Source organism: Micromonospora sp. NPDC049049, from assembly GCF_040649115.1.
Lineage (GTDB): Bacteria > Actinomycetota > Actinomycetes > Mycobacteriales > Micromonosporaceae > Micromonospora.
Map to the genome: position 1 here is coordinate 208,578 of NZ_JBEZEX010000001.1, position 24,287 is coordinate 232,864.

Sequence of the window (24,287 nt, forward strand, 5' to 3'; positions counted from 1 at the left end):
GCGTTAGGACCGGGAGGTACGGGGTCGAACTCGTACCTCCCGGTGTGTTGAGGTGGGGATCATGGTGACCCGACTGCTGTACCTGACCCGACACGCCGAGCAGGATCTCTCCGAGCCGAGTGGGCCGGACGCCGGCGAACCGGATACCGGCCTGTCGGAGCGCGGCCGGCGGCAGGCCACCCTGCTGGGCGAACGCCTGGGGGCCCGGCGGTTCGCCGCCGTCCACCACGGGCCGCTGCGCCGGGCCGCGCAGACCGCCGAGCTGGTCGCCAAGTCGCTGCCCGACGTTCCGGTGTACGAGACGGAGTTGGCCGGCGACCACCTCCCACACGACACGGACCCGGCTGGGCTGCCGCCCGCGTACGCCGAGTTCCTGACGCAGTTCTCGGCGGCTGAGCGGGCCGACGGGCCGCGAGTGACGGCGGACGCGGTGCGACGGTTCGCCGGCCCGGTCGCCGAGGGTCCCGCCGGCGGCGAACCGGTCCGCGAGCTGGTCGTGACGCACAGTTTCCTGATCGCCTGGCTGGTGCGGCACGCCCTCGACGCGCCGGAGTGGCGCTGGCTGGGCTTGAACGCGCACAACGCGGGGCTGACCGTCATCCGGTACAGCGCGGCCGGCCCGCCGAATCTGATCGCCGTCAACGACGTGGCCCACCTGCCGCCGGAGCTGCGGGGCACCGGCCTGCCCCCGGACTATCTGACGTAGGACGCGGTGGTCCGCAGCAGCAGCTTGACCACCGCCTGGGTGGCAGGCGGTGGCGGCCCGTCGGTCGGGCAGTCGACGTACGCGGTGTCGTTGCTGGCCACGGTGAGGCGGTAGTTCATCACGTCCGCGCAGTTGGTCGCGGTGGTGGGTCGCTGCGCCTCGCTGACGAGCCGGGGGTCGGCGGTCAGGCCCGCGAGGGTGGCCTGATCGGCAGGTGAGAGCCGGCCGTTGCGCCGACTGCCGGCCCGGTCCGTCACGGTCCACCTACCGTCCGGCTCGACCGCGATGGAGTCACCGCGCCCGGCGAAGCCGCCGGAGATTCGCAACGTCACTCGGGGGGCCGCAGCGCTGGCCCCGGCGCTTGCCGTGGGGGCGGCGGTCGGGGGCGGAGCGCCGGTGGTCGGAGTGGACAGGTTCGTGCCGGGGCTGTTCGGCGGCTGGTCAGGGATGCTCCCGGCCCGGTCAGCGCTGGTGCAGCCGGTCAGGAGCGCGCCCAGTAGGGCGAACGTGACGCCGGCTGTCGAGGCGGGTCTCATGTCCGTCGGACGGGCTGGGGCAGGTACTGGTTCCCTCGTCAAGCCACTCATCCGAACGGTCAATCTAGATGCCTGACATCGGTTCAGGCCTTCTCTTTTCTTCTACACATAGCTATATGTACATGCGTGACTACCTCCGTCACATCCTTCTCCTCTCAGGAGCGCACGTGAAAAGAGCTCTTGCCGCCGTCAGCGCAGTGCTGCTCACCAGCGGCCTGCTGACCTGCGTCGTCACCCCGGCGCACGCGGCCCCGCCCACCTCTCCCGCGCCGGACGCCTCCGCCGCGGCCCGAGCGGCAACCGTCCTACGAGCGAACCCCGGCGCCGTCCAGGGTTCGAGCGCCGAGTCCTACCAGGTGCGCAGCACCAAGGTGGACCCCAGCGGCGCGGCCCACACCCGCTACACCAGGACCTACCAGGGCCTGCGGGTGTACGGCGGTGACTTCGTCATCCACACCGCGCCGAACGGCACGTACGCCGGCAGTTCGGTCGGGTTGGCCGCGCCGCTGACCCTCGCCACCTCGGCCAGGACCACCGCGGCGGCCGCGAAGAAGGCCGCCAGCGCCCGGTTCGCCGGTAAGGCCGAGGCGGTGGGCACGCCGGAACTGTTCGTGGACGCCAGTTCCGGGCAGGGTCGACTGGCCTGGGAGACCGTGGTCAGCGGTTGGCAGCCCGACGGACAGACCCCGTCCCGGCTGCACGTGATCAGCGACGCCACCACCGGCGCGACAGTCGGGTCGTACGACGAGATCGAGTCGGTCACCGGCAGCGGCCAGGGCATCTACACCGGCGCGGTCAGCATCGACACGACGCTCTCCGGCAGCACGTACCAGATGATCGACCCGGTGCGCGGCAACGGCCGCACCTGTGACATGAACAACGGCACGTCGAGCTGCACCACCTTCACCGACGCCGACAACGCCTGGGGCACCGGAGCCACCTCCAGTCGGCAGTCCGCCGCGGTGGACGCGCACTTCGGCGCCGCCAAGACGTTCGACTACTTCAAGAACACGCACGGCCGTAACGGCATCTTCGGCAACGGCAGCGGCGTGCCGAGCCGGGTGCACTACGGCAACAACTACGTCAACGCCTTCTGGGACGGCGCCCAGATGACCTACGGTGACGGCTCGGGCAACTCCCGCCCCCTGGTCTCGCTGGACGTGGCTGGGCACGAGATGAGCCACGGTGTCACCGAGGCGCTGGCCGGCCTGGTCTACTCCGGCGAATCCGGCGGCCTCAACGAGGCCACCAGCGACATCTTCGGCAACATGGTGGAGTTCTACGCCGCCGCGCCGAGCGACCCGGGCGACTACCAGGTCGGTGAGAAGATCAACATCAACAACAACGGCACGCCGCTGCGCTACATGTACAACCCGTCGCTGGACGGCTCGTCCGACAGTTGCTGGTCCACCAGCACCAAGAACAAGGACGTGCACTACTCCTCCGGCGTGGCCAACCACTTCTTCTTCAACCTGGCCGAGGGCACCGGCGCTACCTCGTACGGCACCTCCCCGGTCTGCGGTTCCGCCCCCGCGGTGACCGGCATCGGCCGGGCCAAGGCCGAGAAGATCTGGTACCGGGCGCTTGACGTCTACTTCACCTCCAACACGTCGTACGTCAGCACCAGCAACCCGGCGAACACCGCCCGCGCCTACAGCCTGCGGGCGGCCACCGACCTGTACGGCAGCTGCTCCACCGAGTACAAGGCCGTGCAGGCAGCCTGGACCGCGGTGAACGTGGCCGGCAGCGACTCCGCCTGCTCGACCGGCAACGACTTCTCGGTGTCGCTCTCGCCGACCGCCGGTTCGGTCAACCCGGGCAGCTCCGCCGCCACCACCGTGTCGACCGCCACCACGAGTGGCTCGGCGCAGACGGTGACGTTCTCCGCGTCCGGCCTGCCCAGCGGGGCGAGCGCCGCGTTCAGCCCCGCCTCCGTGACCTCCGGCGGCTCGTCCACCCTCACCATCAGCACCTCGGCGAGCACCCCGGCCGGCACCTACTCGATCACCGTGAACGGAGCGGGCGCGGTCACCCGCAGCGCCACCTACACGTTGACCGTGAACGGCACCGGTGGCGGCTGCACCGCGCCGGGTCAGAAGCTGGCCAACCCGGGCTTCGAATCCGGGGCCACCGGCTGGTCGGCCAGCTCCGGGGTGATCACCAGCTCCAGCAGCCAGGCAGCCCGCACCGGGTCGTGGAAGGCGTGGCTGAACGGGTACGGCAGCACCCGTACCGAGACGCTCGCCCAGTCGGTGAGCCTGCCGGCCGGCTGCGCGTCGTACGCCCTCAGCTTCTGGTTGCACATCGACTCCGCCGAGACCACCAGCAGCGTCGCCTACGACAAGCTCACCGTGCAGGTGCTCAACTCGAGCGGAACCGTTCTGGCCACCCTGGCGACCTACTCGAACCTGAACAAGGCCACCGGCTACAGCCAGAAGTCCTTCTCGCTGGCGTCGTACGCCGGTCAGACCGTCAGCCTGAAGTTCACGGGCGTGGAGGACTCCTCGCTCCAGACGTCGTTCGTGGTCGACGACACCGCGATCAACGTCTCCTGACCTGACGGCTCACGCGCGGGCCCGACGGCCACCCCTCACGGTGGTCGTCGGGCTCGCGTCGTTATGGTCGCGGCAGCGGGGCGACGACGCTGGCGGGCAGATCGGTGGCGCCGCACAGGTGACGCCGGGAAGGAGCGGACGTGTCGGACGCGGAGTTGACAGTCGAGGTGACCGGGCCGGTCGCCACCGTGGTGATGCACAACCCGGCCCGGCGCAACGCCATGACCGCGGCCATGTGGCGTCAGCTCCCCGAACTGCTCGACCGGCTGGAGCCCGACCCGGCCGTACGGTCGTTGGTGCTCACCGGTGCCGGCGCCGCCTTCTGCGCGGGCGCGGACCTCGGTGACCTGGCCGAGTTGCTGGACGCCGGTGACGCCAGCATCGCGGTCGCCGCCGAGGAACGGCTGGCCCGGTTCGCCAAGCCGACGATCGCGGCCATCCGGGGTGCCTGCGTCGGCGGTGGGGCACAACTCGCGGTTGCCTGCGATCTGCGGATCGCCGCCGACGACGCCCGTTTCGGCGTACCGCCGGCCCGGCTCGGGCTTGTCTATCCGGCGCCGACGACACGCCGGCTAGCCCGGCTCGTTGGCCCGTCCGCCGCCAAACACCTGCTGTTCACCGCCGAGCTGATCGACGCCGAGCGCGCCCTGCGGATCGGCCTGGTCGACGAACTGCTACCGGTCGACCGGCTCGCCGCACGGGTGGACGAGCTGACCGCGACGATCGCCATGCGGTCCCCGCTGAGCATCGCCGCCGCCAAGGAGATCATCGACGATCGCGCCGAGCCCGCGCGGATCGCCTGGTGGCACCGGAAGGTGACGACGACCGGCGAGGCCCGGGAAGGGGTCGCGGCGGTGACCGAGCGGCGTACGCCCCGCTTCGCCTGGCAGCCACCGACCGACGCCTGAGTCGGCAGGGTTTCCGCCGCCGCCGTCGATGGGTAGATCCCGCTCCACGCGGTGATCGGGGGACCACTATGGACGAGACGGCGACGAATCCGGACCGGAACGACCGGCGACTTCGTCTGATTCTTGGTTTCGTGCTGCTGCCCGCAGTGGTCGGCGCGCTCGCGGTCAGTGTCGCGATGGGTGGCCAGAACACCGGCATCTTCGATGGTGACCCGCCGGGCTGGGCCAGTAACCTGGGACTCGTCCTGGTGATCCTCGGAGTCATCGTCGAGGTGGCCGCAGCCGTCTGGGTCGTACGCACCGGCCGCTACCGATCGGCACGACACTCGCCCCTGGTCGGGCTCAGTTGGTCGCGCCGTCGTCGGCTGGATCGGCAGGTTCGACGCGACGCACCGGAGGCCGATGAAGACCCGGGTCTGCTCGTGGAAACCGCCAAACAGTTCGTCAATCAACGGTACTTTGCGGTGCTGTGTGCCGGTTTGCTGATGACGACCGTCGGTCAGGTCTTCGTGGGGTTCGCGCCGTTCCACGCGATGATCGGCGGGTTGCTGCTGGTGCTCTGGGTGGTGCTGATCGTGTCGATCGTCCGCAACGCCCGTCGGGGCGAGGCGTTCCTGCGCGCCCACCCGGATCTGCGCGGACGGTAGCCGCAACCTGCTCCCACCCATCGCAACATCTCGATCCCGGGTATCCGCGACCCAGGTCGGTACGGCAGGCTGTCCGTCGTGCAGCGTGATCAGTTGCTTGCGGGCCGCTACCGGCTCCTCGAGCGCCTCGGCAGTGGCGGCATGTCGGCGGTGCATCGGGCGTACGACGAGGTGCTCGAACGGGACGTGGCGGTGAAGGTGCTGGTCGCCTCGGACACCGACGCCCGGCAGCGGATCCGGGGCGAGGCCAAGGCCGCGGCTCGGCTGTCGCACCCGCACGTCACCAGCGTCTACGACTACGGCGAGTCGGTGGTGGACGGTGCCGAGGTCCCGTTCGTGGTGATGGAGTTGCTCGGCGGTCACACAGTGGAGCGCCGGTTGGTGGTCGGGCCGTTGCCCCCGCGCGCCGGTCTGCGGGTGTGTGCCGAGGTGGCTTCGGCGCTCGCCGCAGCGCACGACCAGGGGCTGGTACACCGCGACATCAAGCCGGCCAACGTGATGCTCACGCCGACCGGTGCGAAGGTGCTCGACTTCGGGATCGCGGCAGCCGTCGGCGCGCCGGAGATCGACTTCGAGGGGCGGCTGATGGGCACGCCGGCGTACCTGGCGCCGGAGCGGTTGCAGGCTGGCGAGGTGCGGCCGGCCAGCGACGTGTACGCCCTCGGCCTGCTGCTGTACCGGGTGCTCACCGGCCGGTTGCCGTGGCCCGCCGAGGCGCAGACCCGGATGGTCCGTTCGCACACGCCCGTCGAACCGGACCCGCTGCCCGCGATCGACGGCGTGCCGCCCGAGGTGCACCGGCTCTACCGCTGGTGCCTGGCCGCCGACCCCGCCGATCGGCCACCGGCCACCGACGCGGCCCGCATACTGCTCGCCGCCGCCAGCGGGGCCGCCCCCGAGGCCGCTGCCGTCGCCGCCCAACCGGCGGCCGACGTAACCAAGCAGACCGGCCCTACCAGCACCGAGCAGACCAGCACCGAGCAGACCAGCACCGAACAGAACGACACCGAGCAGGCCGGCACTGAGCAGACCAGCCCCGAGCTGGCCGGCACGGAGCAGACCGGCACCGGGCCGACCAGAGCCAGGCCCGAGGGTGCCCGAACGACGGGTGACTCGGCGGTGCGGACGAGGCGCGGGCCGTGGCGTCGGGGGCGAGCCATTCTGACGGTCGGCGGGGCTGTGATCGCCGCCGTGGCGCTCGCCGGGCCGCTCGGTGACTTCAGCAATCGACAGGGACAGAGCGCCGCGCCGACCAGCAGCGGCCCCGGCACCACCACCGTGGGGATGCCGCGCACCGACGACCCGACCGACGCGGCCGATGCCGGACCGGCCGCCGTACCGACGACCAGGAAAAGCTCGGCCGCCACCCGGACCAGCTCTCCGGCCGCTCCGGGCGTGACGACAGCGGTCCCGGGCCCGACGACCACCACCGCCGGACCGCCCCCGACCCCGGCCGCGCCGACCCCGACACCTGGCGTCGGCGTACCGGTCGACGCGCTCGGCGGGACGGTCACCGCCCGCTGCGTGGGGAAGTCGGTCGAGGTGCTCACCGTGGCACCCGCACCCGGCTTCCGAGCCGAGGGGTACGACCCGGGGCCGGCACAGCAGATCGTGGTCGAGCTGACCTCCCCGGAGCACCGCAGCGAGATCAGGGTTCAGTGCCCCAGCGGCCAGTTGAGGCCGAAGGTCAAGGAACGCGCCGCCTGATCGGGGGCCGGCGGGTGCCGCGCCCGGGTCGTACCCGGGACGCGGCCCCCCGTTCCCGCCGGCCGGTCCGTCACCGCCCGGCCAACGCCGCCCAGCCCGGGTTCACCGGCTCCCGGCGCAGCGGCATGCCCGCCTCCGCCGGCGTCCGGTCCCCCTTGCGCTGGTTGCAGGCGTAGCAGGCGGCGGTGGTGTTCCGCCAGTTGTTCCGGCCGCCGCGCGAGCGGGGCAGGATGTGGTCGATGGTGGAGGCCGGGCCGCCGCAGTACGCGCAGCACCTGTCGTCGCGGCGCAGCACACCGGCCCGCGACCAGGCCGGCCCGGAGCTGAACCTCCACCGGGTGACGACGAAGCGGACCAGCCGCACCACCCGGGGCATCGGGAAGACCCCGATCACCCGGTCCGGCTCGGCCTCGTGGATCTCGGCCACCCGACGGCAGAGCATGCGGACGGCGTGTTGGACGGTGACCCGGTGCAGCGGGCCGAGGTCGGCGTTGATGACGAGGACGGCATCCACCGGGACTCCTTTCCACATGGTGACGGACAGCAGGAAGCCGCCCGGTCCGGTTGGCGGACGGGGCGGCTCAGCGCGTCAGGACACGCGTCAGTCGGGCCGGCCCGCCCGGGGACCTTCCGCTCGGCAACCGTCACCGGGCAGCGTCGACAGCACGATGCTGATGTGCCACATCGTCATGAGCTGCTCCCGCGGTGGTGGTTGACCTTGCGCGCTCACGGTAGGTCGACCCGGGAGACACGGGCAACGTATTTCGATCGGCCGGCCCCGTCGGGACGCCGCTGGCGGCGGGTGCGGGGAACCGCTTTGGCCGAGACCTGGGCGGTGGTCAGCGGTCGGTTCAGCCGCAGTGCCATCCGTGCGGTGAGTTCGCTGTCCAGCAGCGGCCGGTTGACCTCACCGGCGACGGACAGCGCGGGCCCGGAGACCGACCGCCAGATCGCCGCCAGCCCGGCGCCGAGGCCCACCAGGGCCACTGTGGCCCGGGTGGTCGGTGAGCCGGCGGCCGCGGCGGCACTCACCCCGACGACCGCGAAGAGCACGAGCAGCAGGGGTACGAGCACCGGCCAGAAGATGCCTCGGGCCGCCTGCGCCACCAGTCGCCGGTCTCGAATGATCAGGTTCCGGGCGATCACCGCGTAGTCCTCCTCGTCGAGCAGGTCGCGCGGGTGCAGGCCGCCGGTGAGCACGTCGCGCCAGAGGTCGCCCTGGCCGCGCAGCGCCCGGCTGAGGGTGGCGGGCGTCGGCTCGGTCGGATCCCCGTGACCGGCGCGGTCGACAGCGCTCGCCCAGGCGGCCAGTGAGCGGCGCACCACAGCGGCCGAGTACGGCGGCAGCACGCTGGCCAACTCGTCCAGCCACCGGCTGATCTGGACCTGCCGGCCGCCGAACTGCCGCAGCAACTGCGTGACGTCGCCGGCTCGGACGGTGTCGGCCACTGACCGGCCCAGTCGGTAGGCCAGCCCGACCCGGTGGTTGGCGGCCATCGCCCAGCGCAGCACCTCAACGTTGAGGTCGTCGAGGGCGAGCAGCAGCGGCACCGGGTCGGCGGGGTCGGGCTGGCCCAGGTCGGGGAGCAGGGCGCGGGCGGCCGACGTGTCGGGTACCGGCCCGGTGTGCCGGGTGAGGTCGGCGATCTGGGCCAGGGCGACGTCCACCCCGTCGAGGTACATCCGCATCCGACGGTGGGCGGACATCTCGGTGAGGTTGGAGAGTTTGGCCGGCGGTACGGCCGGGCGGGCCTCGACGAAGGCGCTGGGCTCCGCGTGCTGCCCGTGGTGGTAGGCGTCCGCCATCCACCAGCCCAGCCGGAGCGCGGTGACGATGCAGGCGCGCTCGTCGCGGATCAGCGGGTACGCGTCGTCGCGGCCGATCTCGTCCGTCGACGAGCCGTTCTCCGCGCCGGCGCGGTGCAGTGGTGACATCTCCCGCTGCCCTCCCGCCCGGCCGATCGACGGTTGATCATTCGAGCGTACGGCAGCGTACCGTGGCTTATGTCATGTTTTGTCGATTTGGCTTCGTGCGGCCGGCCAGCAGACCACGCGGTCGGATCGAGAGCACCGGCTCGGCCGCGCCACCCTCGGCGCGCAGGATGTGGTTCGCGGCGATGATCCCGGTCGCGGCCGAGCGTTCCATCAACGCGCTCGGGAAGTCCGTGGCGATGCCGTCACCCGCCAGGTAGAGGCCGGTCGCGTCGGTGCGTACCCCCGGTCGCCAGGCGTGGCTGCCCGGCGTGAAAGCCGGCGCCTGCGCCTCCACCCGGGCCCGCAGCTCGCGGACCCGCAGGTCGCCGGCCTCCGGCCAGAGCGCGACCAGCTCGCGGCGCATCCGCTCGGCCAGCTCCTCGGCCGGCACGCCGGGCTCGCAGGCGTACGCGTGCAGCTCGACGACGGAGCCGCCGGTCTGCTGCGCCCAGCGCCGCGACTCGTTCTCCAGCCGGTGGTAGAGCGTCACCGAGTCCAGAGTGGGCTGACGGGACACGCCGCTGAACACCGCCCGCTCGGCGCCCACGTCCCCGTCACACCAGTACCGCGCCACCGCGTACGGCGGGCCCGGGGTGCCGAAGGCCGGCATCCGTGCCGCCAGCTCGGGTGCCTGCTCCGCCAGGTCCGGGGAGGCCGCCACCAGCGCGGCGAGCGCCGGCGGGTCGACGGCGAGCACGACGTGACCCGCCGGATGGCTGCCGCCGTCGGTGGTCGTCACCCGCCACCCTTCGGCGTCGCGGTGCACCCCCGTGGCGCCGCAGCCGGTGAGGACCCGGCCACCGTGCTTCTCCACGTGCCGGGTCAGCGGCTCCCAGATCGCCGTGGCGTAGTCCTCGTCGGGGCAGTCGAAGGCCAACCCCTCCGGGTTGCCGAGCAGATAGAAGTGGAACTGGGCGACCATCTCGGCGGCCGACATCTCCGCCTCATGGTTGAAGAACGAGTGCGAGAAGACCTCGAACAGCATCGCCCGAGCCCGGTCCGGCAGTCGCAGCGACGCCAGCAACTCGTCGGCTGTGGTGTCGTCCAGGTCCGCGTAGGTGCGCACCGGGTCATAGCTGAGCAGCGGCAGCGCCGCGTCCCGGTCCATCAGTCGCAGGTCGGCCAGGCGCAGGCTGGGGCTGCGCAGCAGCAGCGCCAGCAGGTTCGCCGGTGGCGCGGGCGGCAACCTGCCGAACTCCTCGGTCGGCCACTGCTCGCTGAGAATCGGGTAGCCCGGAATCGGCTTGAGGAAACCCAGGTCACTGTCGATCCGGCGGAGGATGGACCGCCAGTTGTAGTACTGCCGGAAGAACGCGTGGAAGCCGTGCTCGTTCTGCTGGCTGCCGTCGGCGAGCGCCTCCGGCCAGGCGCCCAGCCGACCACCGAGGGTGGGTGCCGCCTCCAGCACCGTGACCGCCACACCCCGCTCGGCCAACACCACCGCCGCCGACATCCCGGCGATGCCGCCACCCACCACCAGCGCCGTGGTCGGTCGCGGCACCCGGTCGGCGCCACCACCGCCCGGGTCCACCTGGTGCTGCCGTACGCCGATCAGCCGACCTACCACTTGCGACAGCGCCATGGGCCCAGTCTGCCCCACCTCGGCTCAGTCGGCTGGCAAGCAACGGCGGGGACGGTCGGAGGCCGGCCAGACGTACTCCAGGTCCTCCGGCACGCCGTCGCCGAACAGCGGGCGGTAGTGCGCCGGGTCCTTGCGCAGCAGCGACGAGCGGTGACTGAGGTGCAGGTCGTCGCGGCCCAGCCACGGTGGCAGCTCACCCGCTCGGGCCAGCTCGTCCTGGGTGCGTACCACGCCGGCCCCGCAGGCGTCGGCGAGGTCGACGGTCATCGTGGTGGCGCAGGTGTCGGCCCGCCCCGGTTCGGTCCAGACCGCGCACATGTCCAGCCCATAGCGGACGAGCGCCTCCTCGTACCCGGCCCACATCTTCACGGCCGGGTGGTTGCGCCAGCCGTACCCGGGTCGGGTGAGCCCGCGCAGCACCTGGATGGCCTCCACCCGCTGCTTGCCGAGCCGCTTCTGGTCCAGCGTGCGGGCGCTGGCCAGGAAGCCCGGGTACGGGAGGAACGTCTGCATGCCGCTGCTCTACCCGTCGCCGGGGCGGACATACCTGGGCCCGGGATGATCCGGACGGGGTCGCCCAGGGTGGCAGTGCTGATTACGATCCGGGCATGGCGGAGCCGTGGCGGGACCGGGCGCGACGGGCGGTCGAGTGGAACTGGCGACTGAGGTCCGTCGGTGATCCCCGCCCGCACTACGTGATCTGTGGCAAGGACGCGCTCGCCTACTACGTGGCCCGGGCGATGCTCGAATCCGAGCTGCCGGTCGGTGGGGCCCGGGTGACAGTCGTGGTGCCGGAGCGTTACCGCAGCAACGGGCCGGACGTGGCCGGGCTGCGCGGGGTCCGCGTGGTCCGCTCGGACCGGCTTGACGTGGCCACCTTCGAGGCCGCCGGCCTGGCCGGCGCGACCGGGCTGGCCCTGTTGCACCAGGACGACGTGGGCAACCTGCACGCCGCGCTCTGCGCGCAGGCCGTCGACCAGCGGGTCCGCCAGGTGCTGCGGATGTTCAACGGCACCCTCGCCGACGGCGTGCGCAAGCTGCTCAAGGCGCCGGTCGAGGTGCTCTCCGACGCCGAGATGGCCGCGCCGGCCTTCGTGGCCGCCGCGCTCAACGAGGTCGACCCGAGTTCCTTCCAACACCGGGACAAGACGCTGCGGGTGGCGCGTCGGGCCGACGTCCGACCGCAGGACGTGGTCTGCGCGTTGGCGCACCTCAGCGAGGCGCGGGGGGTGGAGCTGCTGCCGGCCCAGCAGGCTGGCGCCGACCTGGTGCTGGCCGAGGCGACCGGTCAGCCGCCGGGCACCGAGGTCGCCGCCCGCCGGTTGGTCCGGGCGCGTCGGCGGCGTCGTCCGATCTCGGTGGTGGTGGGGGCGGTACGCGGCTTCGCCACCCGAAAGATCGGCATTGCGGTGATGGTGGTGCTCGCGCTGATCGCGGTGCTGGGAGCACTGATCTCCCGGGCCGAGGACGTCTCTCCGCTGGAGGCGCTGTACCTGACGCTGGTCACCACGCTCAGCGGCGCCGACCCGGACACCACCAAGGCGGCGGATGCCCAGATCATGCAGGTGGTGCTCAACCTGGCCGGGTTGGCGCTGATCCCACTGATCACCGCCGTCGTGGTGGACGGCATCGTCAACGCCCGACTGGCCCTGCACACCGGCCGCCTGCAACCCGCGCGGGTCGGGCACGTGGTGGTGATCGGTCTGGGCAACGTCGGCACCCGGGTGATGGCGCAGCTACGCGAGTACGACGTCGAAGTGGTGGCGATCGACAAGGATCCGGAGCCGCGCGGCGCCGCCCTGGCCCGCCAACTGGAGGTGCCGCTGATCGTCGGCGACGCCGCGTTGCCGGAGACACTCGCCTCCGCCTCGGTGGCCGACTGTCAGGCGCTGGTGGTGGCGTCCACCGACGACGTGGCCAACCTGGAGGCGGCCCTCGCCGCCCGCGACCTCCGCGCCGACCTGCGCGTGGTGCTGCGGCTCTTCGACGGTGACTTCGCCGAACGGGTGGAGGAGACCTTCGCGCTCGGGGTGTCCCGCTCGGTCTCCTACCTGGCCGCCCCGGCCTTCATCGGGGCGCTCACCGAACGCGCCGTGATCAGCACCATCCCGGTCGACCGGCACGCGCTCCCGGTCGCCGAGGTGCCGGTCGCCGCCGGCTCCGAGCTGGACGGTCGACCGCTGGACGCGGTCAACCGGGACGGGCAGGTCCGGTTGATCGCCCGCACCCCGGCCGGCGGCGCCAGGACCATCTGGTGGAAGGACCTCGACCCCCGCCAGGTGATCTTCGCCGGCGACCGGCTGACCGTCGTCGCCCGGCGGCGCGGGCTGGACTGGCTGACGCGCCAGTGCGCCCCGCCGGCCCACCCGGAGCCGGTCACCCGACCGGCCGGGTCGGTCCACGGCGGAGCGCACACCCCGGCGGCGGCGTCTCCCCCCGTGCCGGGGCAGACGGGCCCGGGGGGTGGCGCGGCACATCCCGTCCCTCCGGGTGGAGATGCGCCCTCGACGACCAACGGTGTTCAACCTGACGAACGTGAGCTGACCCGCCGGCATGACGGGCCCGGCGAGGTGAGCTGACAGCACCCGACGCAGCAGGAACCGGGCGGCACTGAGCGACAATCCATGGCATGCGTTTCCGCATCCTGGGTCCGACCCAGGTCGTGCTGGCCGACGGGCGAGAGGTCCCCGTGGGCGGGCCTCGGCTGCGTGCCCTGCTGGCGCTGCTTCTGCTCAACGCGGGACGGGTCGTCTCCGCCGACCGACTGATCGACGGCCTGTACGGCGAGCACCCGCCCCGAGGTGCGGCCAACGCGCTCCAGTCCCAGGTGTCGCGACTGCGTCAGGCACTGCCCGCCGGGCACGACCCGGTTGAGTTCCACCCGGCCGGTTACCGCCTGGCGGTGGATCCCGACGACGTCGACGCGTACCGCTTTGAACGGCTCGCCGAGGAGGGACGCCGCGCGCTCGTCGACGGCGACTGGCCCCGCGCGGCGGCGGCGTTGCGTGAGGCGCTGGAGCTGTGGCGTGGTCCCGCCCTGGCCGATGCCATCGGCGCAGCCGGCGTGCCCGCCCAGGCGGCCCGGCTGGACGAGCTGCGGTTGGCCGCCATCGAGAATCGGGTCGAGGCGGATCTGGCGCTGGGCGCACAGAGCGCCCTGATCGCGGAGTTGCGGGAAGTGGTCGTCGCGCATCCGCTGCGGGAGCGGCTACGTGGTCAGCTCATGCGCGCCCTGGCGGCGCTGGGCCGGCCGGCCGAGGCGCTGGCCGAGTTCGAGGATGCCCGGCACACGCTGGCCGAGCAGCTCGGCGTCGACCCGTCGGCGGATTTGGCCGCGGTCCACCTGGCGGTGCTGCGTGGTGCGGAACGCGGGTCGGCCGAACCGGTGCTGCCGAGTCAACTCACCACCTTCGTCGGGCGCGAGGAGGAGCTCAAGCGCGTCGGCGATCTGCTCGGAGAGCGGCGGCTGGTCACCCTCACCGGCCCCGGGGGCGCGGGCAAGACGCGCCTGGCGATCGAGGCCGCTGGCCGGGTCGACGGGGAGGTCCGTTTCGTCGAGTTGGCCGGGCTGGCTGACGGTTCGGACGTTCCGCAGGCGGTGCTGAGTGCGCTCGGCCTACGCGACGCGGGCCTGCGTGCCCCGGCCGAGCCGGGCTGGCAGACCACCGACCGGTTGGTCGAGGCGCTGGCCGAGCGGCGGCTGCTGCTGGTCCTCGACAACTGCGAGCACGTCCTCGTCGACGCGGCCCAGCTGGCGGCCCGGTTGCTGAGCGCGTGCCCGGCGTTGCGCGTCCTGGCCACCAGTCGGGAGCCGCTGGGGTTGGCCGGTGAGGCGCTGTGCCCGCTGTCCGGGCTCAGCCTGCCACCGCTCGGCGCGTCCGTGCTGGACGCCGACGACTACGCGGCGGTCGGCCTCTTCTCCCAGCGGGCCGCCGACGTCGCGCCCGACTTCACCGTCACGCCGGCCAACGTCGAGATGGTGCTGCGGATCTGCCGCAGCCTGGACGGCCTGCCGCTGGCGATCGAGTTGGCCGCAGCGCGGCTGCGGGCGTTGCCCGTCGCCGAGGTGGCCGCCCGTCTCGACGACCGGTTCCGGCTGTTGTCGACGGGCAACCGGGCCGCGTCGCCGCGACACCGCACCCTGCGGGCCGTGGTCGAGTGGAGTTGGGATCTGCTCGACGACGCCGAACGGCACGTGGCCCGACGGCTGACCGTCTTCGCCGGTGGGGCCACGCTGGAGGCGGCCGAGCGGGTCTGTGGCCTGCCCACCGCCGAGTTCGTCGACGCGCTCACCGGTCTGGTCGACAAGTCCTTCGTGGAGATGACGGGTGGCCGGTACCGGATGCTCGAAACGGTGCGGGCCTTCTGTGCGGAGCGTCTCGCCGAGGCCGGCGAGGCCGACCAACTGCGTCGCGCGCACACCGCGTACTTCCTGGAGTTCGCCTGGACCGCCAGCGACCACCTCCGCTGCGCGGAGCAACTGCACTGGCTGCGACGCCTCGACGCGGAGCGGGACAACCTGCACGCGGCGTTGCGTCGGGCCACCGCGGCCGGTGACGCGTCCGACGCGGCTGGAATGGTCGCGGCCCTGTCGTTCTACTGGTGGCTGCGCGGCATGCGCGGGGAAGGGGCGCGGCTCGCCGCGGACGTCCTCGAACTGCTCGGCACCGAGGCGCCGCCGGGGCTGGGCGAGGAGTTCGCCCTCTGCGTCTACAACGCCTCGCTCGCTGGCTCCGGGTCTCTGCCGTCGCTCGGGACGCAGCGGTCCGTGATCCGCAGCCTCGACCGGCCGCCGCGACAGCCCTTCCTGCTGTACCTGTCGGGGATCTCGACGGGACCGCCCTCCGGCGGTGCCGAGGATGTCGACGAGCTGATGGGGGAGCTGCGACGGCTGGTCGGCCCGGACCCGTGGATCAACGCGCTCGGCGCGATGGGCAGCGGCTCGGCGCTGATGTGGAGCGACCAACGGGACCGCGCCCGGGCCGCGCTGGCCACAGCGCTCGACGGCTTCCGCGGCACCGGGGACCGGTGGGGCACCATGATCACGCTCGGTGCGCTCGGCGAACTGGCCGCCTGGCAGGGCGATCCGGAGACCGCGGGCGCCCACATGGATGAGGCCATGGGACTGGTCAAGGCGCTCGGGTCGGCCGTCGACCAGGCCGACATGCTGCGTACCCGGGGCGAGATAAGGCTGCGCGCCGGTGACCTCGCGGGGGCGCACGAGGACTTCGCCGGTGCGCTGCTCCTCGCGCAGCGCAGCGGTGCGCCCGAGTTCGTGGCCAGCGCCCGGCTCGGCCTCGCCCAGGTGGCCCGGGTGCGCGGGGACCTGGTTGCCGCGAGGCGGTTCTGCGAGGAGGCGCTGACCGGCGGGCTCACCGGCTGGTACGTCGGCGAGGCAGCCCGTGCGGAGATCGTTCTCGTCCTGAAGGAGATCACCGAGGCGGAGAAGGCCGGTGCGCCGCTGTCAGCGGGCGGTGCGTGACCCGTCAGCGTCGGGCCGCACCGTGGGGGCATGACGACATTCGAGGTGGTCGCCGAGGGTCTGGGCAAGCGGTACGGCCCGACCAGGGCGCTCGACACGTTCGACCTGACAGTGCCGCCCGGCACGGTCCACGGACTGCTGGGACCGAACGGCGCGGGCAAGACGACTGCCGTACGGATCCTCACCACCCTGCTGCGCTTCGACACGGGAAGGGCCACGGTGGCCGGGTACGACGTGCTGCGCCATCCGGACGAAGTGCGCGCCCGGATCGGGCTGACCGGGCAGTACGCCGCGGTCGACGAGATCCTCAGCGGCCGGCAGAACCTGGAGCTGTTCGGCCGGCTGTTCCGGCTCGGCCGACGGGAGGCCCGCCGACGCGCCGATGAACTGCTGGAGCGGTTCGGGCTGGACGAGGCGGCGAGCCGGTCCGCCGGTGAGTACTCGGGTGGGATGCGTCGCCGGTTGGACCTCGCCGCCAGTCTGATCCGTACGCCGCGGGTGTTGTTCCTGGACGAGCCGACGACCGGCCTGGACCCGCGCAGCCGCAACCAGGTGTGGGACCTGGTCCGAGGTCTCGTGGCGGACGGGACCACGGTCGTGCTCACCACGCAGTACCTGGAGGAGGCCGATCAGCTCGCCGACCGGATCTCGGTGATCGACGCCGGTCGGGTGGTGGCCGAGGGATCACCGGACCAGCTGAAGGCGATGACTGGGGGCGACCGGATCGAGGTGGTGGTCCGCGACGCGGCCGAGCTGAGCAAGGCGGTCCGCCTCGTCGCGCGGATCTGCGGCGCGGAGCCCGAACTCGACCCGGAGGTTCGGCGGCTCAGCGTGCCGGTGGTCGATCGCGTCGCCGGCCTGGTCGACGTGGTTCGCGCGCTGGACGACGCCGGGATCGCTGTCGAGGACATCGGCCTGCGGCGCGCGACGTTGGACGAGGCATTCCTGCACCTGACCGGGCACCGGCCGGATGAGGCCCGCGAGCCGGTCGGGGCCGGACGAACTGTGGAGATGGCATGACCACGGCGATCGTCGACGGTTGGACGATGACCAGGCGGAACATGACCCACGTGGTTCGCGCGCCGGAGGAGCTGATCCTCTACTTCTCGCTGCCGATCATGTTCGTGCTGGTCTTCGGGTACGTGTTCGGCAGCGGCATGCAGGTGCCGGGTGGCGGCGACTACCGCGAGTTCCTGCTGCCCGGGGTCTTCGTGATGACGATGCTCTACGGGTTGGGGGCCACAGCGACCGGCGTGGCGCTGGACCTCAGCCGGGGTGTGGTCGACCGGTTCCGGTCGATGCCGATGGCACGGTCCGCCCTGATGACCGGTCGCAGCGCCGCCGACCTGCTGCGCGCCCTGCTGGAGATGTCCACCCTCCTGGTGTGTGGCCTGCTCGTCGGATGGCAGTGGCGCGAGGGTGTGGGCAGGGCGTTGCTCGCCGTCGGGCTCCTCCTGCTGCTGCGAGTCGCCATCACCTGGATGGGGATCTACCTGGCGCTTCTGGTCCGCAACCCGGACACCGTCGGCGTCATCGTCTTTCCGGCGGCGTTTCCGCTGACCGCGATCTCCAACGTCTTCGTGTCACCCGAGCTGATGCCGTCGGTCATCGGGACGATCTCGGAGTGGAATCCGTTGTCGGCCACCGTCGCGGCGATCCGCGAACTGTTCGGCAACCCGGGCCTGGGTGGTGACTCCTGGCCGGCGGAGCACGCGATGCTGTTGGCGGTGCTGTGGCCGGTGCTGCTGATCGCGACGTTCGCCCCGCTGGCCGTGCGCCGCTACCAACGGTTGAGCCGCTGACTCCGACCGTCTGCCCGGGTCAGCGGCGGACCCGCAGGGCGTGGAAGGCGGCACCCACGGCGAGCACACCGAAGCCGGCGATCACGCTGCTCAGCGGCAGGTTGACAGCGAGCAGCAGGCACCCGACCAGCCCGAGAACGGCGAGCACCCGGACCGGCAACCGCCGGTCCGGGTCCCGCCCCAGGGTGAGCGCAGACGCGTTGGTGATCGCGTAGTAGACCAGCACCGTGCAGCTGGAGAAGCCGATCGCGTCGCGTACGTCGCCGAGCAGCACCACCACTGTCACCACGGCGGCCACCGCCAGTTCGGCGCGGTGCGGCACCTGGTGCACCGGGTGCACGGCGGCCAGCGCACCGGGCAGGTCGCGGCGGCGGGCCATGGCGAGGGTGGTCCGCCCGACCCCGGCGACCAGTGACAGCAGCACCCCGACGACCGCGATGGTGGCACCGGCGCGGACCACCCACGCCAGGCCGGGCAGCCCGGCGGCGGTCACCACGTCGACCAGGGGCGCGGCGGATCCGGCCAGGCGGTCGGCACCGAGCACGCCGAGGGTGACCGCCGCCAGCACCAGGTAGATCACGAGCACCACCCCGAGCGCCAGCGGCACCGCGCGCGGAATGGTCCGCTGCGGGTCGCGGACCTCCTCGCCCAGCGTGGCGATCCGGGCGTACCCGGCGAAGGCGAAGAACAGCAACCCGGCGGCGGTGAGCACGCCCCGCGCCGAGCCGCCGGGCTCGCCGAGCCGGCCCAGATGCACCGGCCCACCGACCAGGCCGACGACGGTGACCACTGCCAGCACCGCCAGCACCAGCGCCACCAACGCCCTGGTCACGGTGGCGGTCTTGCCGATGCCGCGAAGGTTCACAGCGGTCACCGCGAGCACCGCGCCGACGGCTACCAATCGGGCCTGGCCCGGCCAGAGGTACGCCCCGACGGTCAACGCCATCGCCGCGCAGCTCGCCGTCTTGCCGACCACGAAGCCCCAACCGGCCAGGAACCCGGCGAACGGCCCGAGACGCTCCCGGCCGTAGACGTAGGTGCCGCCGGACTCCGGGTACTGGGCCGCCAGCCGCGCCGAACTGGTCGCGTTGCAGAAGGCCACGAAGCCGGCCAGCGCCAGCGCGGGCAGCAGGCCGGCACCGCCGGCCGCCGCCACCGCCGGGCCGAAGACCACGAAGACGCCCGCGCCCAGCATCGAGCCCAACCCGATGACAACCGCATCGGGTACGCCCAGCCGCCGCGCCAGTTGATCCATGAATCAGAACCTAGGGGTACGAGGTGAACGGCCGGTCCCACGCGCGTAACCGGCCGGGGAGCGGCAGATCGTCCCAGGGCACCCGGTGCAGCAGCCGGTCCAGGAGCAGGCCCAGCAGCAGCCCGGCGACCGAGTCGGTCAGCCAGTGCCAGCCGAGGTAGGTGGTGGTGGTGAGGACGACCAGCGGCGGTACGACGCGGATCACGGTGACGAGCCGGCTCGGGAGTTGCCGGCCGAAAGTGCGGGCCAGTGGGGCGAGCAGCAGCGCGATGACCCCGTACCAGACGATCGCGTTGGCGACGTGGCCCGACGGGTAGGACTGGGCGAACCGCACCGGCAGGTCGTCGTGGAACAGCGGCAGGGTCTGCTCGGGTGTCAGGAACGGCTCCTTGACGCTGGCGCTCGGTGCCGCCCGCGCGGTCCAGACCTTCAGCGGACCGATCGTGAAGGTGGTGATCACGAACCCGACCACCGGCAGCAGGATCGGCCGCACCGAACGCAGCCGGACGGCCAGCAGCACGCCCAGCCCGACGCCGATCAGGGTCAGCGGGGTGCCCTGGCCGAGGAAGTTCAGCACCCGGGCGATCCAGTACGCGGCGGTCGGCCGGTGCCCGTCGGCCCAGTCGGCGACCGCCCGGTCCAATCCGAAGAGCTGGTCGGCGGCGAGCGCCACCGTCAACCCGACCAGACCGACCAGCAGGAGCGCGTCGAACCACCAGCCGGCCGGGCGAACGGGCCGTAGCCGCAGGTCACGTCGTACCGCTGTGGGTTTGAGCACGCGACCACGCTACCGGCCCGGCGCGAGGCCGGGGTGTGCGGCGCTGTGGGCCCAACCACGATCAGAGGCGGATGAGGGGGACGACCAGTCATGCTTGTGCCCGTGCGGATCACGTCTGCTCTCGTGGACCCGGCGCTGCTCGACCTGCCCTGGTCGACACCGCTGGAGGAGTGGCCTGCCCAGCACCTGGTTGCGCTGCCGCAGGGCATCTCCCGGCACATCGTCCGTTTCGTCCGGTTGGGCGACTACGTGTACGCGTTCAAGGAGACCCGCGAGCGGATCGCCGAGCGGGAGTACGACCTGCTCCGGGCCCTGGAGCGGATCGACTTCCCCTCCGTCGAGGCGGTCGCGGTCGTCGCCGACCGGCAGACCGAGGACGGGGAGCCCCTCGAATCGGTGCTGATCACCCGGCACCTGCAGTTCTCGCTGCCGTACCGGGCGCTCTTCTCGCACACCCTCCGCCCGGAGACGATGAGCCGGCTGCTCGACGCGCTCGCCGCCCTGATCGTGCGGATGCACCTGACCGGCTTCTTCTGGGGCGACTGCTCGCTGTCGAACACGCTGTTCCGGCGGGACGCGGGGGCCTTCGCCGCCTACCTGGTGGACGCGGAGACAGGCGCCCTGCACAACGCGCTCTCCAACGGTCAGCGCGGTGAGGACCTGGAGATCGCCCGGGTGAACATCTTCGGTGAGGCGCTGGACCTGCAGGCCGCTGGCCTGCTGCACGAGTCCATCGACCCGGAGGTGGTGTGCGAGGAGGTCGTGCAGCGCTACGAGCGGCTCTGGCACGAGATCACCTATGAGCAGGCGATCGAGCGGGAGGCCCGGCGCGACATCGAGGGCCGGATCCGCCGCCTCAACGAGCTGGGCTTCGACGTCGCCGAGGTGGCCATGTCGACCATCGACGGTGGGCGTTTCCTGGTTCGGCCGAAGGTCGTCGATGCCGGCTACCACACCCGGCGGCTGCTTCGGCTGACCGGGCTGGACGCCGAGGAGAACCAGGCCCGCAAGCTGCTCAACGACCTGGACGCCTACCGTGCCGAGAGCGACCTGATCGACGAGCAGCAGGCGGCCCACCGCTGGCTCACCGAGGTCTTCGAGCCGGTGGTCCGGGCCGTTCCCGCGCACCTGCGTCGGAAGCTGGAGCCGCAGGAACTGTTCGCCCAGATCATCGAGCACAAGTGGCTGCTCTCCGAGCAGGCCGGCCGGGACGTCGGGATGCGCCACGCGGTCCAGTCGTACCTGTCCGATGTGCTGGTGCACCGCCCCGACGAGCAGGCCGTCCTCGGCGTCGACGTCCCCAGCCTCAGCTAGGGCACCAGCCCGGTTGTCCGCGGCCCGTTGGCGCCGGCGCGGCCATGTCACTCCACCCAGGAGCCTGCGCGCAGCACCCGCACCACGTTGAGGTCGTCGTCGAGCACCACCAGGTCGGCGCGGAGGCCCACCTGGAGGGACCCGACCCGGTCACCCAGGCCGATGGCCCGCGCCGGGGTGGTGGCCACCATCCGTGCGGCGTCGGCGATCGGGATTCCGGCGTTCACGGCGTGCCGCAGCGCGGCGTCCATGGTCAGCGTGCTGCCGGCGATCGCGCCGTCGCGGGCGAGTCGGGCCACCCCGTCAGCGACGGTGACGGCCTGGCCGCCCAGCTCGTACTCGCCGTCGGGCATGCCGGAGGCGGCCATCGCGTCGGTGACCAGCGCGACGCGGTCCGGGCCGGCGGTCGTGGTGACGAAGGTCAGCATGCCGTCGTGCAGGTGGATCCCGTCGGCGACCAGCTCGCAGATCACGGTGGGCGCGTCGAGCAGGGCCACCACCGGCCCCGGCTCACGGTGGTGCACCGGCCGCATGCCGTTGAACAGGTGGGTGCCGACGCTCGCGCCGGCGGCGACCGCGGCGCGGGTCTGCTCGTACGTGGCGTCGGTGTGACCCACCGCCGCCACCACCCGCTGGGCGGTGAGCAGCTTGATCGCCTCCAGCGCGCCGTCGCGCTCCGGGGCGAGGGTGACCATCCGGATCGCACCCCGGCCCAGTTCGATCAGCTCGGCCAGCTCGTCGGTCGACGGGTCGCGGAGGTACTCCGGGTTCTGTGCGCCGCAGCGGGTGGCCGACAGGTACGGCCCCTCGAAGTGGACTCCCGCCAACACGCCTTCCTCGACCAACGGGGCGAACGCCTCGGTGGCCGTCCGCATCAGCGGAAAGGGCGAGCTGACCAGGCTGGCCAGCAGCGTGGTGGTGCCGTGGGCGAGGTGGAAGTCGGCCGCCGCGCGGGCCTCGTCGGCGTCACCGGTGGTGAAGGTGTGCCCGCCACCGCCGTGCGTGTGCATGTCCACGAAGCCGGGCACGATCCAGTGCCCGTCGCGCACCGACGGATACTCGGCCACCGCTGTGATCCGATCACCGTCCCACTCGACGCAGCCCTGTCGGACGACTCCGGTCGGGGTCACCACTCGGCCGTTCACCCGTACGGTCATCGCTTCTCCTGTTGGTCACGGACACCCACGGCGTCCAGGGCGAGCAGGGCGGCACCGAGGCAACCGGCCTCGTCGCCGAGGGCTGCCGCGACCAGTTGCGGCTCCCGGTGGAAGGTCATCCGTTCGTGCAGCGCCACCCGCAGCGGGGTCAGCAGCCGGTCCCCGGCCTGGGCCAGGCCGCCGCCGAGCACTATCGTCGCCACGTCGAACAGCGCCTGCCCGCTGGCGAGGCCATCGGCGAGCGCTTCGACCGCCTCCTGCCAGACCTGGCCGGCGAGCGGTTCGCCGGCTGCCGCCCGGTCGGCCACCTCGGCCGCGGTCACCGGGGCGTCGGCGGTGTCGCCGGCGAGTTCGGCGTAGCGGCGGCCGATCGCGGCGGCCGACGCGATCGCCTCCAGGCAGCCGGGGCGGCCGCAGCCGCAGCGCGGACCGTCGGGCCGGACCAAAATGTGGCCGATCTCCCCGGCGGCGCCGTGGGCCCCCACCGCGGCCGCGCCGTCGACGACGTGCGCGGCGGCGATGCCGGTGCCGATGGCCACGAACAGCACGTGCCCGGTGCCGCGTCCGGCGCCGAGTCGGGCCTCGGCGAGACCACCGGCACGCACGTCGTGGCCGAGCGCCGTCGGCAGACCGAGCCGCTGCACGCTCAGGTCCCGCAGGGGTACGTCCCGGAAGCCCACGTTCGCCGACCAGACCGCGACGCCGCGTGCCTCGTCCACCACCCCGGGCACGGCGATGCCCACCGCGATCGGGGTGAGCCCGTCGGCGCGGGCCTTGTCGGCCAGCCCACCGGCCACGTCCAGGATGGTGCCGACAACGGCGGCCGGGCCGCGTGCGGCGTCGGTGGGGTGCCGTTCGGTGCTCACCACGACGCCGTCCGGCCGGACCAGGGCGCATTTCATGCCGGTGCCGCCGACGTCCAGCGCAACGACCACGCGGTCGTCGCTCACGCCAACACCACGGACCGGGTCAGGTGGCGGGGCGCGTCCGGGTCGAGGCCCCGGCTGGTGGCCAGCGCGACCGCGAAGCGTTGGGCCAGGATCAGGTCGGCCATCGGGTCGACCGGGGTACGGCCGGCAGACCAACTGCCCAGCACTGTGCGCCAGCCGTGCGTGCGGCTGTGCACGAAGGCCGCGCCGGTGGCCGCCACATCCTCGGGCAGCCCGTCGGGCAGCTCACCGAACGCCCAGACCAGCCGGCCCGGCGCGGCGACCGAGATGGGACCGTGCCGGTAGTCCATCGCCGGGTACGCCTCGGCCCAGAAGGTGGCCGCCTCGCGGCACTTCAGCGCCGCCTCCTGGGCCAGCCCGACCGTCCATCCCCGACCGAGGAAGGTGACCTGCTCGATGGTGGCCGGGTCGATCGGCAGCGGTGATCGCACCGCCACCTCGGCGTCGGCGGCGAGCGCTGTCACCGGGTCGCCGAGCTGGGCCCGGAGCAGGGCCAGCGCGGTGGTCGCGAAGCGGGTCTGCACGACCGACCGTTCGTCGGCGAAGGGCAGGGCGACGGTGGCGGTGGCCAGCTCGACCGCTGGGGACGCGGGGTCGCCGACGATCACTGTGGTGGGTGTTTGTCCGCGCAGCGCGGCGAGCAGCTCCAGTACCTCGGTGGTGGTGCCGGAACGGGTGATCGCGATCAGCCGGTCGTAGCGGCGGCCGGTGGGGAACTCGGACGCCTGGAACGCGTCGGTCTCACCCTGGCCGGCCTGCTCGCGGCGGGCCGCGTACGCCATCGCCATGAACCACGACGTGCCGCAACCGACGACGGCGACCCGCTCCCCGGGGCGCGGCAGGTCACCACGCACGACCTCGGCCAGCAGGGCCGCGTCCCGCCAGCAGTCGGGTTGGCTCGCGATCTCCGCGTCCACGTACGCCATGGGAAACT

Annotated in this window: 20 protein-coding genes; 10 read left to right on the forward strand and 10 right to left on the reverse strand. The window is 72.5% G+C overall.

Going from position 1 to position 24,287, the window contains the following annotated elements:
- Positions 1-61: 61 nt before the first annotated feature.
- Entirely contained in the window at positions 62-706 is a 645-nt protein-coding gene (locus tag AB0B68_RS00965) for a histidine phosphatase family protein (protein ID WP_357193881.1), read from the forward strand.
- On the opposite strand, the gene AB0B68_RS00970 is transcribed toward AB0B68_RS00965, so the two are convergent.
- A complete protein-coding gene (locus AB0B68_RS00970) occupies positions 694-1,242 on the reverse strand; it encodes a hypothetical protein (protein ID WP_357257238.1) in 549 nt (182 codons plus the stop codon). The two genes, AB0B68_RS00965 and AB0B68_RS00970, sit on opposite strands and share 13 nt — an antisense overlap.
- Positions 1,243-1,409: 167 nt before the next feature.
- Between AB0B68_RS00970 and AB0B68_RS00975 the strand changes: the two genes are divergently transcribed.
- The 4 genes from AB0B68_RS00975 to AB0B68_RS00990 all read left to right on the forward strand — a co-directional run bounded on the left by AB0B68_RS00975 (position 1,410) and on the right by AB0B68_RS00990 (position 7,059).
- On the forward strand, positions 1,410-3,797 hold the full coding sequence (locus AB0B68_RS00975) for a M4 family metallopeptidase (RefSeq protein ID WP_357193887.1): 2,388 nt from the start codon (positions 1,410-1,412) through the stop codon (positions 3,795-3,797).
- 140 nt (positions 3,798-3,937) lie between these two features.
- On the forward strand, positions 3,938-4,705 hold the full coding sequence (locus AB0B68_RS00980; protein ID WP_357257241.1) for an enoyl-CoA hydratase/isomerase family protein: 768 nt from the start codon (positions 3,938-3,940) through the stop codon (positions 4,703-4,705).
- Positions 4,706-4,773: 68 nt separating this feature from the next.
- Positions 4,774-5,352, forward strand: a complete 579-nt coding sequence (locus AB0B68_RS00985) for a hypothetical protein (protein WP_357257244.1) — start codon at positions 4,774-4,776, stop codon at positions 5,350-5,352.
- Positions 5,353-5,430: 78 nt separating this feature from the next.
- Positions 5,431-7,059: a serine/threonine-protein kinase gene (locus AB0B68_RS00990; RefSeq protein WP_357257247.1), complete on the forward strand. Its 1,629-nt coding sequence runs from the start codon at positions 5,431-5,433 to the stop codon at positions 7,057-7,059.
- A 70-nt stretch (positions 7,060-7,129) separates the two neighbouring features.
- On the opposite strand, the gene AB0B68_RS00995 is transcribed toward AB0B68_RS00990, so the two are convergent.
- The 4 genes from AB0B68_RS00995 to AB0B68_RS01010 all read right to left on the reverse strand — a co-directional run bounded on the left by AB0B68_RS00995 (position 7,130) and on the right by AB0B68_RS01010 (position 11,128).
- Positions 7,130-7,573, reverse strand: a complete 444-nt coding sequence (locus AB0B68_RS00995) for an HNH endonuclease (RefSeq protein WP_357257250.1) — start codon at positions 7,571-7,573, stop codon at positions 7,130-7,132.
- Positions 7,574-7,785: 212 nt separating this feature from the next.
- Positions 7,786-8,994: a hypothetical protein gene (locus AB0B68_RS01000; RefSeq protein ID WP_357193903.1), complete on the reverse strand. Its 1,209-nt coding sequence runs from the start codon at positions 8,992-8,994 to the stop codon at positions 7,786-7,788.
- A gap of 67 nt (positions 8,995-9,061) precedes the next feature.
- Positions 9,062-10,615: an FAD-dependent oxidoreductase gene (locus AB0B68_RS01005; protein ID WP_357257253.1), complete on the reverse strand. Its 1,554-nt coding sequence runs from the start codon at positions 10,613-10,615 to the stop codon at positions 9,062-9,064.
- A gap of 24 nt (positions 10,616-10,639) precedes the next feature.
- The gene (locus tag AB0B68_RS01010) at positions 10,640-11,128 is read right to left on the reverse strand and encodes an MSMEG_6728 family protein (RefSeq protein ID WP_357257257.1); all 489 of its coding nucleotides are present in this window, start codon (positions 11,126-11,128) and stop codon (positions 10,640-10,642) included.
- A gap of 95 nt (positions 11,129-11,223) precedes the next feature.
- On the opposite strand from AB0B68_RS01010, the gene AB0B68_RS01015 reads away from it, so the two are divergent.
- From AB0B68_RS01015 to AB0B68_RS01030, 4 genes are read left to right on the forward strand one after another with little or no spacing between them, the layout of a single operon-like run.
- The gene (locus AB0B68_RS01015) at positions 11,224-13,194 is read left to right on the forward strand and encodes an NAD-binding protein (RefSeq protein WP_357257260.1); all 1,971 of its coding nucleotides are present in this window, start codon (positions 11,224-11,226) and stop codon (positions 13,192-13,194) included.
- Between the two features lie 50 nt (positions 13,195-13,244).
- Positions 13,245-16,097 carry a BTAD domain-containing putative transcriptional regulator gene (locus AB0B68_RS01020; protein ID WP_357257263.1) on the forward strand — a complete coding sequence of 951 codons (2,853 nt, stop codon included), beginning with the start codon at positions 13,245-13,247 and terminating at the stop codon, positions 16,095-16,097.
- Positions 16,098-16,127: 30 nt separating this feature from the next.
- On the forward strand, positions 16,128-17,117 hold the full coding sequence (locus AB0B68_RS01025; protein ID WP_357193917.1) for an ATP-binding cassette domain-containing protein: 990 nt from the start codon (positions 16,128-16,130) through the stop codon (positions 17,115-17,117).
- The gene (locus AB0B68_RS01030) at positions 17,114-17,899 is read left to right on the forward strand and encodes an ABC transporter permease (protein WP_355005883.1); all 786 of its coding nucleotides are present in this window, start codon (positions 17,114-17,116) and stop codon (positions 17,897-17,899) included. Before AB0B68_RS01025 ends, AB0B68_RS01030 begins: the two co-directional genes overlap by 4 nt.
- 19 nt (positions 17,900-17,918) lie before the next feature.
- Here AB0B68_RS01030 and AB0B68_RS01035 read toward each other — a convergent pair whose 3' ends face one another.
- Positions 17,919-19,154 (reverse strand): APC family permease, encoded by a 1,236-nt coding sequence (locus AB0B68_RS01035; protein ID WP_357257268.1) that lies wholly within the window; start codon positions 19,152-19,154, stop codon positions 17,919-17,921.
- Positions 19,155-19,164: 10 nt separating this feature from the next.
- Positions 19,165-19,902 carry a phosphatase PAP2 family protein gene (locus tag AB0B68_RS01040; protein ID WP_357194070.1) on the reverse strand — a complete coding sequence of 246 codons (738 nt, stop codon included), beginning with the start codon at positions 19,900-19,902 and terminating at the stop codon, positions 19,165-19,167.
- Positions 19,903-20,022: 120 nt separating this feature from the next.
- Between AB0B68_RS01040 and AB0B68_RS01045 the strand changes: the two genes are divergently transcribed.
- Entirely contained in the window at positions 20,023-21,246 is a 1,224-nt protein-coding gene (locus AB0B68_RS01045; protein ID WP_357193926.1) for a DUF4032 domain-containing protein, read from the forward strand.
- Between the two features lie 47 nt (positions 21,247-21,293).
- Here AB0B68_RS01045 and nagA read toward each other — a convergent pair whose 3' ends face one another.
- From nagA to AB0B68_RS01060, 3 genes are read right to left on the reverse strand one after another with little or no spacing between them, the layout of a single operon-like run.
- Entirely contained in the window at positions 21,294-22,403 is a 1,110-nt protein-coding gene (gene nagA / locus AB0B68_RS01050; protein ID WP_357193929.1) for an N-acetylglucosamine-6-phosphate deacetylase, read from the reverse strand.
- On the reverse strand, positions 22,400-23,353 hold the full coding sequence (locus AB0B68_RS01055; protein WP_357257271.1) for an ROK family protein: 954 nt from the start codon (positions 23,351-23,353) through the stop codon (positions 22,400-22,402). Before AB0B68_RS01055 ends, nagA begins: the two co-directional genes overlap by 4 nt.
- Positions 23,350-24,279 (reverse strand): SIS domain-containing protein, encoded by a 930-nt coding sequence (locus tag AB0B68_RS01060; protein WP_357257275.1) that lies wholly within the window; start codon positions 24,277-24,279, stop codon positions 23,350-23,352. Before AB0B68_RS01060 ends, AB0B68_RS01055 begins: the two co-directional genes overlap by 4 nt.
- Positions 24,280-24,287: the final 8 nt, after the last annotated feature.

What these genes read in the sequence shown, in the direction of transcription:
- AB0B68_RS00965 (WP_357193881.1), top strand. Translation starts at nt 62, where the DNA reads ATGGTGACCCGACTGCTGTACCTGACCCGACACGCCGAGCAGGATCTC.
- AB0B68_RS00970 (WP_357257238.1), bottom strand. Translation starts at nt 1,242, where the DNA reads ATGAGACCCGCCTCGACAGCCGGCGTCACGTTCGCCCTACTGGGCGCG.
- AB0B68_RS00985 (WP_357257244.1), top strand. Translation starts at nt 4,774, where the DNA reads ATGGACGAGACGGCGACGAATCCGGACCGGAACGACCGGCGACTTCGT.
- AB0B68_RS01000 (WP_357193903.1), bottom strand. Translation starts at nt 8,994, where the DNA reads ATGTCACCACTGCACCGCGCCGGCGCGGAGAACGGCTCGTCGACGGAC.
- AB0B68_RS01005 (WP_357257253.1), bottom strand. Translation starts at nt 10,615, where the DNA reads ATGGCGCTGTCGCAAGTGGTAGGTCGGCTGATCGGCGTACGGCAGCAC.
- AB0B68_RS01010 (WP_357257257.1), bottom strand. Translation starts at nt 11,128, where the DNA reads ATGCAGACGTTCCTCCCGTACCCGGGCTTCCTGGCCAGCGCCCGCACG.
- AB0B68_RS01015 (WP_357257260.1), top strand. Translation starts at nt 11,224, where the DNA reads ATGGCGGAGCCGTGGCGGGACCGGGCGCGACGGGCGGTCGAGTGGAAC.
- AB0B68_RS01020 (WP_357257263.1), top strand. Translation starts at nt 13,245, where the DNA reads ATGCGTTTCCGCATCCTGGGTCCGACCCAGGTCGTGCTGGCCGACGGG.
- AB0B68_RS01025 (WP_357193917.1), top strand. Translation starts at nt 16,128, where the DNA reads ATGACGACATTCGAGGTGGTCGCCGAGGGTCTGGGCAAGCGGTACGGC.
- AB0B68_RS01030 (WP_355005883.1), top strand. Translation starts at nt 17,114, where the DNA reads ATGACCACGGCGATCGTCGACGGTTGGACGATGACCAGGCGGAACATG.
- AB0B68_RS01035 (WP_357257268.1), bottom strand. Translation starts at nt 19,154, where the DNA reads ATGGATCAACTGGCGCGGCGGCTGGGCGTACCCGATGCGGTTGTCATC.
- AB0B68_RS01045 (WP_357193926.1), top strand. Translation starts at nt 20,023, where the DNA reads ATGCTTGTGCCCGTGCGGATCACGTCTGCTCTCGTGGACCCGGCGCTG.
- nagA (WP_357193929.1), bottom strand. Translation starts at nt 22,403, where the DNA reads ATGACCGTACGGGTGAACGGCCGAGTGGTGACCCCGACCGGAGTCGTC.
- AB0B68_RS01060 (WP_357257275.1), bottom strand. Translation starts at nt 24,279, where the DNA reads ATGGCGTACGTGGACGCGGAGATCGCGAGCCAACCCGACTGCTGGCGG.